Below are 11,698 nucleotides of genomic sequence, written 5' to 3' on the forward strand. Positions count from 1 at the left end.
CGTAAACGGATCCACGGCTCGCTAGGCTACCTGTCCCCGATTCGTTTCGCAGCTCAGTTTGATAAGAGAACCGGGTCATAGCTGGTGTCTACTTTCTTGACAGAGGTCCAATCATAGCTCTAGAGCACAGCAAAAGCTGCCAATCGGCAGCTTTTGCTGTAACTTGTGAGACTTGTGAGACTTGTGAGACTTGTGAGACTTGTGAGACTTGTGAGACTTGTGAGACTTGTGAGACTTGTGAGCCTCAGTCGATAACTACGTCTCCGCGTAGTTATTTTTCTTTAAATAATTCGTAATGACGTCCGCATTCTCATGCCACCACAGAATCGGCAGCTCGCCTATTTTCAAGAAGCCCAGCTGCTGTGCAAGCCGGTTGGAGCCTTCGTTGCCCGTGTCGCAGTCCCAGTACGGAAGAAGGCCGCGCGATCGGCTTTCCCGGATGAAATATCCGCACACCAAGGCGGCAAGCCCCCGCTTCCTGTATTTCTCAACGGTCAGAATATCCGGTGCAATCCATCCGCCGCCGATAAAGAACGTATTGCATACGCTGGCAAACCCGCCTTGATCGTCCAATACACTAAATCCAAACGCTCTCTCCATGTAAACGTCGCCTGACTCCCAAAGCAAATCATAGGTGCTGTCCATGGCGGTCCGGTAAGCATGATAGTGCTGCCCGTTAATCGCGGCGATCTCGAACCCTTCCGGCAGTTCAGCACTAAGATCGACTTCTTCGGATTCCGGATAGACATAGTGCGTCCTCGATAGACGGACCACCCTCCCGCTAAGCGCGTTAGCCAGATACGTATTCCATTCCTCAGATGAAGTATAGAGATCATAGAAGTTGGCGTGATTGGCAGAATCCATTAAGTAATCCACAAGCTCGCAGTTGAACGCCAAGTCCGACAAATCCCCGAAAACATAGTAGCACCCTCCGCGATGAACGATAATCCCTGCAGTCGGCTTCGATCTGCTGTTGACGAACGCTTTCCCCGGTTGATTGCCATCGAGCACCGAATAGACGAATACATTATGAAATTTGACACGGTCCTTCACAAGACCAATAACACGCCGATATTCATGCGCCAACAGTTGGTACATACGCTCATCACTTCATTTCTTAGTAGACTACATCTGCGACAGTTACAGCCAGCAGCTTGCCATCCGCCTTCGACTCCTTATACGTAATGCTCATCATCCCATGCGGAAACTGAACCGCGAACTTGTAAACGCCGATCTTCTCATCGCTTTGCGTCGCTTGTTCGGCAGGTTCGTAACCGTTCTGAATGCCGGCGCGGGTCAGCAGCTCCAGCGTCTCCTGCAATTTGGCTCCTTCGTAACGGCTGCGCAAGTTGTCCGTCCATGCCGCCTCGTCCCAGTCGGGCGCTGTTACAGTTACGCCGCCTTGTCGCATCATCTTCAGCAGACTGACAACCATCCGCCCGTCTCCCTCCTGCATGGCGCAAGCAAGCGCCGTATAGGTCCGGTTAAGCGACGCGACGTAATTCTGATTGTTCTTGGCAGCCAGCAAGTCGAGCAGTTTGTCTGCAGAATGGTCCGCGCTGAACCAATACGTATGAAAATCCGCCGGATTCAATTGGCTCGTTCCAGGAATCAGATACCTCCCGTCCTCCGACACGCGGAACACCGGGTTGATATCGAAACGCGCCGGGTATTGCATGACGAATACATCGCGGCCGTCCCCGCTGACCATCATTTGAACGGCGATCGGATCCCGCGGCCGCTCCCCTCCCAGCAGGATCGAAGCCGAGCCGCTCATGCTGGAGTAATACACGGTCCCGTCGTTGGACGTCTCCCGAACAAGCCGGTACATCACCTGGCTCTTATGCGGGATCGGCTGCACGGAAATTTGCGTAGACCGACCGCTTACCGCGCGGACCTCCTCATCCACTTGCCACGTGATGTCCGCGATTCCCCGCAGCTCGCTCGGCTTCTTCTTCCAGGACAAGTCCGGAAGTTTGATCGCGATGCGCTCGCCTCCATTCTGCCATCGGTAAGCCGTGTACCGTTGTTCGGATATATAGAAGACGTCGGAGAAATCCGCATTGTAATCGATCCCGCCAAGCTTCGCCTTATGGCCGAGTTCCAAAGCGCTCAGGTGCTTGCCGGAAGCCGCATACATCCCCGCCGCGACGAGTACCGGTACGAGCAGCAGCACCATCGCTTTGACCGGTCTACGCGCGGGAACCTCAACCGGGGGAAGCCCCGGAACCTGTTCGCCGTCCGACTTCAGCTTCACGGCCAGCCGGCTCAGCAGTTCGCCGATCAGCCACGTGCCCGCGCAGGCGTAAGCGAGCAGCGGTACCCCGTATCCCCACGGGGATTCCAAGGAACGAAACAAGCTGATGATCAGCGTGCAAACCATGGCAAGCAGCGCAAGCGGGAACAACGAGCCGAAATAGCGCCGCAGCAGGCGGGGAGCATCGGCCATGGCTTCGCCGACCGTCGTATCTTGGAGAACAATCAGATAAGGCGTAAGCGAGTAGAACAACAATGCAATCATCAATAAGAGCCCGAATGGAAAGAAGGCTGCCGCCAGAAACACAACCAGCGCGCCGACGGCGGTTTGAAAAATTGACCAGAGCAGCATATCGCCGAAATACTTGCGTCCGCATGCGAACAGGGAGACCGACTGACGTGTCAATGCCCATCCTTTCAGACCGCCGAGATACATGCCCCGGACGAAGCTCTGCAGGACCATTAGCGCCGCCGACACGAGAAACCCGACGGCTCCCCACTCTTGCTTCACGGCTTGGAGATACGTATAGGGGATTTTCAGATCCTGAAGCGCGGGCATGTATAGCGGAATGGTCGCATTGAAGCTGACGTTCTGCAGCCCCGCCGTCATTCCCGAAGATGCCGTATAAGGAAACACGGAAAATCCGGCATACACGCCAATTCCGATGACGGCCGTAATCAATACTTCAAACCCCAATACCAAAATAATCAATCGTGCGTAAGCCATCGCTGCCTCCCTGCAAGTTCGTATCCTCGAGACGGCTTTTACAGCATCTCCCATTATTTGACGCAATTGGGGAGCAATTGTTGCGCCGACTTGATTCGCATAAGCAAATCAGCAGCGGTCCATGCCAGATTCTTCTCCAACACGCCTGCATGCTTCGCATTCCTTTAACCTAGTCTTCTAGTCTTGCAAAATACGATAATCCTTGTTAGATTCGAAGGAATCAGATAGCCTTACATTCTTAGCCTTGGAGTGATGAACCGATGAAGAGAGACGAGCTGAACCGCCTGATCGAAAAGCGCGAAGAAGGCCGGGCAAAGCAGGATCAAGCGATGTTGGGCGAGGTGCGGGGGCAACTGCTGGAGCTGCTTGCCCATTATCCCGACGACGCGCAAATCAACTATCAAACCGGGATCGCGCATGACAATTCGGGTCTTGGCCGGGAGGCGATTCCCTATTACGAGCGGGCGCTTGCGCTTGGCTTGTCCGGACCCGATCTGGAACGCTGCCTGATGGGACTCGGAAGCACGTACCGCTACTGGGGGCACTACGAGCAGGCGGTGAGCACGCTGCGCAGAGGCGCGAAGGAGTTTCCGGACAATCGGGCGATCCAAGTGTTCCTTGCGATGGCGCTGTATAATTCTCAAGGCTACAAAGAAAGCGTCGAACTGCTGATCGCCTCGCTAATGGAGACGAGCACGGACGAGAAGCTGCAGTATTTCAAACGCGGCATCCTGGCCTACGCCGAGGATCTCGATGAGACAGCCGAATAGGCGCGAACCGCTTCGCCTTCAAATAAAAAAAGGCCTCTTCGTATAGGCCGTCAAGGCAGCTCGAAAAACCCGCGTTTCCTCCGAAACGGCGGGTTTCTCTTTGATTGGATTCGGATAGGTGCTGCCTCGATGCGTAAGGCGGCTCTGGCCGAATTACATTATTTCGTCTTCGTCGTAATGATGACGTTACGAGGGCCGGGTTCCCAGACGACGCCGATGCCGAGCAGCTTGCCGATATCGCCGATCGGTACGTAAAGGCTTCCGTTCAGCGTCGCCGGTGCATAGGACAAGGGGATCTGCTTGCCGTCCTTGCTCGCGAACGCGGAATTCTCTTTAATCGTGAACAAGGCAGCTCCATAAGTGATCTTCACCTGCTTGCTCGCCGCGTCGTAACCGACCTTCGCGCCGATCGCCTCCATGAGGAAACGCATCGGAACGAACATGCGGTTGTTCAGCGTCATCATGCTTGGCTGGAATTGCTTCGCCTTGCCGTCAAGGATGAGACCGGCCTGCGCTTTGACGAACGCTCCCGTCGAGCCCGTGTCCAGCGGTTTCGTCAGCTCCTCCGGCAGCGCGAACGCATAGAGCTTGCCCTCCGCCTGCACGAGCAGCGTGCGGCCGGCGACCTGGAACGGTCCGAAATTGCGGGCTTGCGTCTGGAAGCGGAACTTCGCCTTGCCCGTGCTCACGTTCAGCGCATAGATATCTCCGTCCGTCTGTCCGACGTACATCCCCGCGTTAACGAAATCCACCCGGCTCGCCGGATTGTCCAGCCCCTCGTAATACACCGTCGACTGATCAACCAGCTTGCGGCCGTGCAGGCCCAGATTGTTGGGGTTCTGGAAAAATAGCTTGCCGTTGTACGGTCCGGCGATGAAGTCGCCCCCGTCGCCGATATAGGCCGCGGCCACCGCATCCGGATCGTCGTTCATATTATACGAGAATACGCCGTTATCCTGAGTCACGACGTAGATGTCGTTGCCGTCGACCGTGACGAACTTTGGCGCTTGGACGAGTGGATCGAGAGCCGTGCTGACTTTGACGTATTCGCGGCTTCCCGTCACCTTGCCGGTCTTGGCGTTCACGGTATCGACCGTGACGACGTGTGTCGACATGTCGTTGCGCGGCCAGTCATTGTTGAAATACAGCGTATCTCCGTCCGCCTTGAGCAGCTTGTTATGGCTGCCCTCGAGTCTCCACAGCGTCTTGCCCGTCGCCTTGTCGATCGCGTAGAAGATATTCACCGTGATCGCGCCGGATTCCCAAGCTCCGACAAGCAGCAGGTTATCCAGCATAATCGTTTCACCATGACCCCCGCCGCCGCTTCCTGCCGCCCACTTCAGTTTGCCCGTCGCGAGATCAATGGCCGCCAAACCGGTATTCGAGAATGCATAGATCGCGGAGCCATCGGTTTGGAGCGAGGCGAGCGTCTTGTCCTTCGTTTGGTACAGCCGCTTGCCCGCGCCCGTCGACGCATTCACTCGATAGACGCTTCCGTCCGCGGCGCCGACATAGACGAAGTTCCCGGCAATGACGGCCGAGCCCGGCTGCAGCTTGGAGCCGAACGTCCAAAGCGTCTTGCCCGATACGATGCCGCGTGCCGTCAACGCGCCATTCTTGACGTAGTACAGATTCTTCGCCCCGACAACCGGCGGAATGAGGGTCCTGTCCGTGCTGGATGGCCGGTCGAGCTCCGCGCTCCATAGCGGCACGGCTGCCGGAACGGGATTCTCGAAGCCGTAGCTCGTGTTCAGGCTATAGCTTGGCGCACTGCCGTATTGCGCGGAAGCCGTGCCCGCGTCTCCCAGGGAAGTGATGACGAGTCCCGCAGCAAGCACGCCGAACAACGTGCGTTTGAGTTTGCGCATGGTAAAATGCCTCCTTCGAATCGCTTGGGTATGTCCTGGTACTAGACGGTTGCAGCTTCCACAAAGTTACAGCAAGCATTCGAAACGTGACGGAAGACACACCTACCAAGGCAGCACGAAAAAGCCCGCTTGCCCCGTGGAACGAAGGGGTAAGCGGGCTTTTATCGCAGAGGCGGCTTCAGGCCGCACTTGCTCTTGGCGGAAGTACTGCACTAACCTGTTGCTGTTGCTGTTGCTGTTGCTGTTGCTGTTGCTGTTGCTGTTGCTGTTGCTGTTGCTGTTGCTGTTGCTGTTGCTGTTGCTGTTGCTCTGGCTGTTGCTCTTGCTATTGCTGGTGTTGTGGCTGTTGCTCTGGCTATTGCTGGTGTTGTGGCTGTTGCTCTGGCTGTTGCTGTGGCAGTTGCTACTGGTCTCTTACGTCTTGCTACTGTTGCGCCCCGAACTTCTCCGCCGCATCCACCGTATGCTTCAGCAGCGTCGCGATCGTCACCGGCCCTACGCCTGCCGGTACCGGCGTGATGGCGGAGGCATTCGCCGAGCACGCTTCATAATCCACATCCCCGATATTGCCGGGATTGTAGCCGGCATCGAGCACGACGGCGCCCGGCTTGATCCAATCGCCTTGCACGAAATTCGGCTTGCCGACGGCAGCGACGACGATATCCGCCTGCTTGACGACGGCGGGCAAGTCGGTCGTCCGCGAATGGCAGGTCGTGACCGTCGCGTCCGCGTTCAACAGCATGGCGGACACGGGCTTGCCGAGAATCGGGCTCCTGCCGATGACGACGGCATGACGGCCCTGCACGAGCAGCTTGTAATAGTCCAGTATCGCCATGACCGCCGCCGGCGTGCAGGACGGATAATCCGCGAAGCCGAACGCGTTCTGCGCGAAGCCGAGCGTCGTCACCCCGTCGACGTCTTTCTCGATGGCGATCGCCTCGAAAGCCGCGCGCTCATCGATGCCATGCGGCACGGGATGCTGCAGCAGGATGCCGTGCACGGCCTTGTCCGCGTTCAATTCGCGGATCGCGGCGATCAGCTCCTCGGTCGTCGTCCTGGCTGGCAAGTCAACGCGAATCGAAGCAATTCCGAGCCGCCTGCAGGCATTCCCTTTCATCCGCACGTACGTTGCGGAGGACGGGTCATCGCCGACCAGAATCGTAGCCAGACAAGGCGTAATCCCCTTTGCAGCCAGCTTCGCAATGCGAGCAGACAATTGCGCCTTGATGCTTTCCGCGACCGCATTGCCGTCAAGAATAATCGTTTCCGCTTGTGACACGAGTCTTCACCCTTTCCAATTGAGGCTATTTAAACAGAAAGAGGCAAGGGATATGCTCCCTTACCTCTGCCCAGGCGTACGGCCGTATGAACGATGTGCTCCCCCGCGGTTCGCCGCGTTACGCCAGTCACACTCGCTTGTGAATCGATAGTTGTAGGATACACCCGCGATGCCGGCAAAGCAACCCCCGTCCTGGAATAATCCATTGTGAAGGAGAAATAGGATTGTATTGAATTAAATCCGAACAAGCAGTACAATGTGGAAAATTCACCCACGACGGAGGAGCGCACATGCCTGAGCAGTCGGTAGATGATAGACTGGCATCATTAGGAATTCTATTGCCCGTTGCCAGCGAGCCAGCGGCAAAATACGCGAACTGCGTGAACGTAAACGGACTGTTGTTTGTTTCCGGGAAAGGCCCTGCCGGCAAACCGAAAGGGAAGCTGGGAAAGGATTTTACGACCGCGGAAGGCTATCAATTCGCTAGAGAGACGGGGATTGAGATATTGGCCGTCCTGAGATCGGCATTGGGCTCGCTGGATAAAGTGAAACGGGTCGTGAAGCTCCAAGGCTTCGTCAATGCGGATCCGGATTTCGAAGAACACCACAAGGTGCTGAACGGATGCTCCGATCTCATGCTGGATGTATTCGGCGACCGCGGCCAGCATGCCCGTTCCGTCCTGGGAGCGGTCTCCTTGAGAGATAATCTGCCGATTATCGTGGATTCTATTTTTGAAGTCGAGGAATAAAAAGCGACCGAGCCTACGTATATTGTAATCCTGCAAGCATGTTAAGAGTTGCTGAGGGGGACCGAGGATGCGGCCAATCCGACTGATTTTATTCGACCTGGACGATACGCTCGTTCATTTCGATGACTATTGGGAGATTTCCGTCAAGGAAACGTTTACGCAGCATTATTTCACGAGCGAGCTCGACACGAACGAGATGTTCGCGATCTTCGAACGAGTCACCGAGCGTTTGGTCGAACAATTGGATAATCTGCAAATCACGGTCGAAGATTTTCGGGTGAAACGATTTCTGCATGCGATGGAGCAGGCCGGGAAGGAAGCGGACCCCGCCATCGCATTCGATTTTGAGCAGCTCTATCAATCCACCAGCAAGCGTCATATGAAGCCCGATCACGACGTCAACAAGCTGATCGGCGAGCTTCACGGACATTATCAAGTCGGGATCATCACCAACGGGAGCAAGGATTGGCAGCTGCATAAGCTCGAGGCCATTCAATTGAGCGATGCGTTAGCTTCAGAGCTTGTATTTATTTCCGGTGCCGTTGGACATGAGAAGCCGACCCGCGAAATTTATCAGCACATCCTGCGCGCCACCTCCCTGCGGCCCGAGCAAGTCCTTGTCGTGGGGGACTCCTGGACGAACGATGTTGCCGGCCCGATGGATAACGGCATGCAATCCGTGTGGTTCAATAAGAAGAACAAGCCCCTGCCTCATGGGCATTGTCCGCTGGCAGTCATTCATCACTTGTCGGAATTACGAGCCCTATTATTGTCCTCCGGGGCGGAAGAGATTTAACGCCTTCCATAGGCATAAAAAGCGGCAGTCTATCTCGTGAGCTTCCACGATAATAGGCTGCCGTTGCTTGTGAATATGGAGTTATAGTATCGCAAGACCTCTTGTTAATCTTGCATGGTCGGCAAGAAAATGTTGATCAGCTCGTTCAGCGGACGGAAATTATCCTTGTCGATAAGCACGACCAACAGTTCATTGCCCGTATCCGAGAAGAAGAACCGTTTGGGGCTGCCGCTCGCGGCAAGCAATTCAGAGAAGATCGCGAACAATTCGAGACTCAGCCAATCGTCGTTTAAAGCAAGCGCATGACGATAGACTTTATCGTCGGCACGAAAGGAAATCCAGCACTCGCCAGCCTCGATATCCACGTAATCCTGCGAATCCGTGACAATCATATCCGGAGCAAGCATCGTCGCAATTCGCTCCAGTTTCAGCACATAATCCCCATGATCCTCGATGCATTCCCGATCGAAGCACCAAACGTCGTCGGTCATGAATACGCCTTCGTAACCGTCTTCGCCGCTTTGCTCCCGCCCCATGGTCAATAACAGGTGAATATACGGGTTTCCTCCACGATCTCCGAGCTCCACGTCCATGATGCTTCTCAACTGTTCAATCTCCGCATCCGGTTTGAGCCTTATTCCTGCGGCTCGAAGATGCTCCAGCTGCTTATCGATCGGAATAGGGTCGTACGATGGCGTATCGCTTGCCGCTCTGATCTTGCGTTTAAATAGACCGAACACGTACAGGATTCCCCTTTCCACGGCTTCATCCAGGCCGCGGTGCAGCCACCTACACCGTAAACGTGACCATTCTCGCATACGCGTCGCGGTTCATATACGCCTGCGCCAGCTCGGTCTTATTCGACTGGAGAAACATTCGCACGAGCGAGCTGCTCGTCTGAATGTCCTTGAGGTACGGCGACAGATAGACGGTGTCCGCCTTCGTCGTGCTGCGCATGTACTGCTCCAGCTGCAGCTCGTACTCCAGGTCCGTCGAATTGCGAATGCCGCGAATAACGGCCTTTATGCCGTTGGCATTAACATAGTCCGCGACGATGCCCTCGAACGGCACGACGACCGCATTGGACATATGGCCGATCGACAGCTGCACGAGCTCGGTACGCTGCGCGATGTCGAAGTAATGCTTCTTGCTCCGGTTGTTCGCGATGATGACATGGACCTCGTCGAATAGGCTGCCCGCCCGCTCGATGACCGAGATATGCCCCAGCGTAATGGGGTCGAAGCTTCCCGCGTAGACGACCCTCATGACTGTTCCTCGCTCGGCACCACGGCGTCGCGGATCTGCTCGAAGGTGAGCGGCGTATAATCCCAATGCTCCACGCTGACGTTGAAATAGTTGTTGCCCTCGTACTTCTGCCCGTGGATATGGCCATGCACGTTCACGTACGGCATATGCTTGTTCATATACATCGGCTCATGCGAGAGGAAGAAGAAATCCTTGTAGATGATCGGATGCTCGCTCACCTCGTCGAAGCCGACGCTCAGCCACCATTGGCGCGAACGCCCCCGGTCGTGATTGCCGAGGATGAGATGCTTGTAGCCGTTCAGCCGCGAGACGATCGCCGCCGTCTTGTCCCGGTTCAGGAACGAGAAATCGCCGAGATGGAACACCTTGTCCTCGGGACCGACGACCGCGTTCCACTTCTCGATCATCGCCTCGTTCATTTCGTCGGCGTTCGCAAACGGCCGGGATTCGAAATCGATGATATGCTTGTGACCGAAATGATGGTCGGAGATGAAAAATACCTTTGCCATCGGTTCACGTTCACGCTCCTTGTTCGGTTTCGTTACTCGCCGTCCGAGATCGTCGCGAGCAGGTCGGCCCGCAGCGGAGTAAACGTCTCCACGACGACCGTGTCCACCAGTGCCGTTACCTCATGCACCGCATCGCCCGGAATGACGAATTGCTCTCCCGCTTCGGCGACGGTAATCTCGCCGTTCATCTCGAGCTGCAGCCGGCCGCTGACGACGTAGGTCAGCTGCTCGTGCGGATGCGAGTGCGCCAATCCGACCGAGCCGGCCTTCAGCGACACCGTCATGCTCATGATCGTCTTGCCCGGCGGGAAAATTTTGCGCTCGATCCCCGGACCCGACCCATGCCATTCATTAAAACGCGGCATTATTGTTCACCTCCCGGCACTAATAATACTTTCGATACGCCGCCTGGCTGCTTCAGCAAGGTCTCGAACCAACCTCCGCCTTCGGCGAGCGGCGCCTCGACCACGCCGTCCGACAGTCCGATGCGACCTTCCTCGATCCACTTCAAGGCCGTCCTGAAATTCAACGCCGAATAGGCAAAAGCGCCCGTCATCGTCACTTCGTTCCGAATGGCGATATTGACCGGCAGCGCCGACTCCTCCTCGTGCAGTCCCGTGAAGACGGTACGGCCGCCGCCCTTGCAAGCCAGCACGCACTGTCTGCGCGTCAGCCCCGCGCCGACCGCGTCGATAGCAGCATCAACGCCAATACCGCCGGTCAGGCGCTTCACCTCTTCCAGCGTATCCACGCCGGATGCCGGGCAAACGGTATGCTTCGCTCCGAGCTTGGCGGCGATTTCCAGCCTGTCCGCGTTCATGTCGACGGCGATCACATTCCGGACGCCGTACTGAAGCACCGCCTGCAGCGCCAGCAGTCCGATCGGCCCCATGCCGATGATCAGCACCGTGTCCGTCGGTTTCGGCGAAGCGAGCTCTGCCGCGCGAATCGCGCAGGCCGCCGGCTCCGTCATCGCTGCTTGCTGCAGCGTCACCGCATCCGGCACGGCATAGACGAAGGCCGCCGGAATTTTCACATACTCGGCGTTGCTGCCAGGCAGCGCGGCGGATAACAGCTTGCGCGAGGTACACAGCTGTTGCCTGCCGCTCAAACATGGCTCGCATTGCCCGCAGGTGACGAGCGGATTCGCGGTGACGCGCTGGCCGATCTGCCACCGGCCCGCGGCTTCCGCCCGGCTGCCGATGGCCGCAATCGTACCGGAAAATTCATGACCAAAGATAAGCGGCGGCTTGCGAAGCAAGTTTTTGCCCAAATATCCGCTCAGCTCCGATCCGCAGATCCCCGAAAACGCGACGCGGATGAGGATCTCGTCCTCGCCCGCGGACGGCCTGTCCACCTCTCTAATGACCATCTCTTGCGGCCCTTCATAGATGAGTGCCTGCATGCTGAAAATCCCCTCTCGGAATTGGTAGATTCGTGATCATGGCGGCATGGCGGCGGTGGTCTAAGATGTCTGC

At 56.5% G+C, this 11,698-nt stretch carries 12 protein-coding genes and 1 riboswitch; of the genes, 3 read left to right on the forward strand and 9 right to left on the reverse strand.

Going from position 1 to position 11,698, the window contains the following annotated elements; all coding sequences use genetic code 11:
• Window positions 1-255 precede the first annotated feature (255 nt).
• Together AC0YNU_RS17620 and AC0YNU_RS17625 are read right to left on the reverse strand one after the other, a co-directional pair.
• Complete coding sequence (locus AC0YNU_RS17620) at window positions 256-1,098, reverse strand: GNAT family N-acetyltransferase (protein WP_475758893.1); 843 nt, start codon at window positions 1,096-1,098, stop codon at window positions 256-258.
• 19 nt (window positions 1,099-1,117) lie between these two features.
• Window positions 1,118-2,983: a hypothetical protein gene (locus AC0YNU_RS17625; protein ID WP_475758895.1), complete on the reverse strand. Its 1,866-nt coding sequence runs from the start codon at window positions 2,981-2,983 to the stop codon at window positions 1,118-1,120.
• A gap of 260 nt (window positions 2,984-3,243) precedes the next feature.
• Here AC0YNU_RS17625 and AC0YNU_RS17630 point away from each other — a divergent pair, with 260 nt between their 5' ends.
• Window positions 3,244-3,753, forward strand: a complete 510-nt coding sequence (locus AC0YNU_RS17630) for a tetratricopeptide repeat protein (protein ID WP_475758897.1) — start codon at window positions 3,244-3,246, stop codon at window positions 3,751-3,753.
• 158 nt (window positions 3,754-3,911) lie between these two features.
• On the opposite strand, the gene AC0YNU_RS17635 is transcribed toward AC0YNU_RS17630, so the two are convergent.
• Together AC0YNU_RS17635 and AC0YNU_RS17640 are read right to left on the reverse strand one after the other, a co-directional pair.
• Window positions 3,912-5,621 (reverse strand): outer membrane protein assembly factor BamB family protein, encoded by a 1,710-nt coding sequence (locus tag AC0YNU_RS17635; RefSeq protein WP_475758899.1) that lies wholly within the window; start codon window positions 5,619-5,621, stop codon window positions 3,912-3,914.
• A 424-nt stretch (window positions 5,622-6,045) separates the two neighbouring features.
• Window positions 6,046-6,900 carry a bifunctional 5,10-methylenetetrahydrofolate dehydrogenase/5,10-methenyltetrahydrofolate cyclohydrolase gene (locus AC0YNU_RS17640; protein ID WP_475758901.1) on the reverse strand — a complete coding sequence of 285 codons (855 nt, stop codon included), beginning with the start codon at window positions 6,898-6,900 and terminating at the stop codon, window positions 6,046-6,048.
• Window positions 6,901-6,961: 61 nt separating this feature from the next.
• Window positions 6,962-7,041: riboswitch (ZMP/ZTP riboswitch) on the reverse strand.
• Between the two features lie 149 nt (window positions 7,042-7,190).
• Between AC0YNU_RS17640 and AC0YNU_RS17645 the strand changes: the two genes are divergently transcribed.
• A complete protein-coding gene (locus AC0YNU_RS17645) occupies window positions 7,191-7,649 on the forward strand; it encodes a RidA family protein (RefSeq protein ID WP_475758903.1) in 459 nt (152 codons plus the stop codon).
• A gap of 67 nt (window positions 7,650-7,716) precedes the next feature.
• On the forward strand, window positions 7,717-8,445 hold the full coding sequence (locus tag AC0YNU_RS17650; protein WP_475758905.1) for an HAD family hydrolase: 729 nt from the start codon (window positions 7,717-7,719) through the stop codon (window positions 8,443-8,445).
• Window positions 8,446-8,549: 104 nt separating this feature from the next.
• Here AC0YNU_RS17650 and AC0YNU_RS17655 read toward each other — a convergent pair whose 3' ends face one another.
• The 5 genes from AC0YNU_RS17655 to AC0YNU_RS17675 are packed head-to-tail and all read right to left on the reverse strand — an operon-like array spanning window position 8,550 to window position 11,625.
• The gene (locus AC0YNU_RS17655) at window positions 8,550-9,185 is read right to left on the reverse strand and encodes a hypothetical protein (protein WP_475758907.1); all 636 of its coding nucleotides are present in this window, start codon (window positions 9,183-9,185) and stop codon (window positions 8,550-8,552) included.
• A gap of 49 nt (window positions 9,186-9,234) precedes the next feature.
• Window positions 9,235-9,711 carry a pantetheine-phosphate adenylyltransferase gene (coaD, locus tag AC0YNU_RS17660; RefSeq protein ID WP_475758909.1) on the reverse strand — a complete coding sequence of 159 codons (477 nt, stop codon included), beginning with the start codon at window positions 9,709-9,711 and terminating at the stop codon, window positions 9,235-9,237.
• On the reverse strand, window positions 9,708-10,220 hold the full coding sequence (locus AC0YNU_RS17665; protein ID WP_475758911.1) for a phosphoesterase: 513 nt from the start codon (window positions 10,218-10,220) through the stop codon (window positions 9,708-9,710). Before AC0YNU_RS17665 ends, coaD begins: the two co-directional genes overlap by 4 nt.
• Before the next feature lie 32 nt (window positions 10,221-10,252).
• Entirely contained in the window at window positions 10,253-10,585 is a 333-nt protein-coding gene (locus AC0YNU_RS17670) for a cupin domain-containing protein (RefSeq protein WP_475758913.1), read from the reverse strand.
• Window positions 10,585-11,625 carry a zinc-dependent alcohol dehydrogenase gene (locus AC0YNU_RS17675; protein WP_475758915.1) on the reverse strand — a complete coding sequence of 347 codons (1,041 nt, stop codon included), beginning with the start codon at window positions 11,623-11,625 and terminating at the stop codon, window positions 10,585-10,587. The genes AC0YNU_RS17670 and AC0YNU_RS17675 overlap by 1 nt, the downstream gene beginning before the upstream one ends.
• Between the last annotated feature and the right edge of the window lie 73 nt (window positions 11,626-11,698).

The organism is Paenibacillus sp. J31P316 (genome assembly GCF_056269105.1).

Excerpts from the sequence above, each read along its gene's own strand:
- AC0YNU_RS17620 (WP_475758893.1), bottom strand. The coding sequence starts at position 1,098 with ATGTACCAACTGTTGGCGCATGAATATCGGCGTGTTATTGGTCTTGTG.
- AC0YNU_RS17625 (WP_475758895.1), bottom strand. The coding sequence starts at position 2,983 with ATGGCTTACGCACGATTGATTATTTTGGTATTGGGGTTTGAAGTATTG.
- AC0YNU_RS17630 (WP_475758897.1), top strand. The coding sequence starts at position 3,244 with ATGAAGAGAGACGAGCTGAACCGCCTGATCGAAAAGCGCGAAGAAGGC.
- AC0YNU_RS17635 (WP_475758899.1), bottom strand. The coding sequence starts at position 5,621 with ATGCGCAAACTCAAACGCACGTTGTTCGGCGTGCTTGCTGCGGGACTC.
- AC0YNU_RS17645 (WP_475758903.1), top strand. The coding sequence starts at position 7,191 with ATGCCTGAGCAGTCGGTAGATGATAGACTGGCATCATTAGGAATTCTA.
- AC0YNU_RS17650 (WP_475758905.1), top strand. The coding sequence starts at position 7,717 with ATGCGGCCAATCCGACTGATTTTATTCGACCTGGACGATACGCTCGTT.
- coaD (WP_475758909.1), bottom strand. The coding sequence starts at position 9,711 with ATGAGGGTCGTCTACGCGGGAAGCTTCGACCCCATTACGCTGGGGCAT.
- AC0YNU_RS17665 (WP_475758911.1), bottom strand. The coding sequence starts at position 10,220 with ATGGCAAAGGTATTTTTCATCTCCGACCATCATTTCGGTCACAAGCAT.
- AC0YNU_RS17670 (WP_475758913.1), bottom strand. The coding sequence starts at position 10,585 with ATGCCGCGTTTTAATGAATGGCATGGGTCGGGTCCGGGGATCGAGCGC.
- AC0YNU_RS17675 (WP_475758915.1), bottom strand. The coding sequence starts at position 11,625 with ATGCAGGCACTCATCTATGAAGGGCCGCAAGAGATGGTCATTAGAGAG.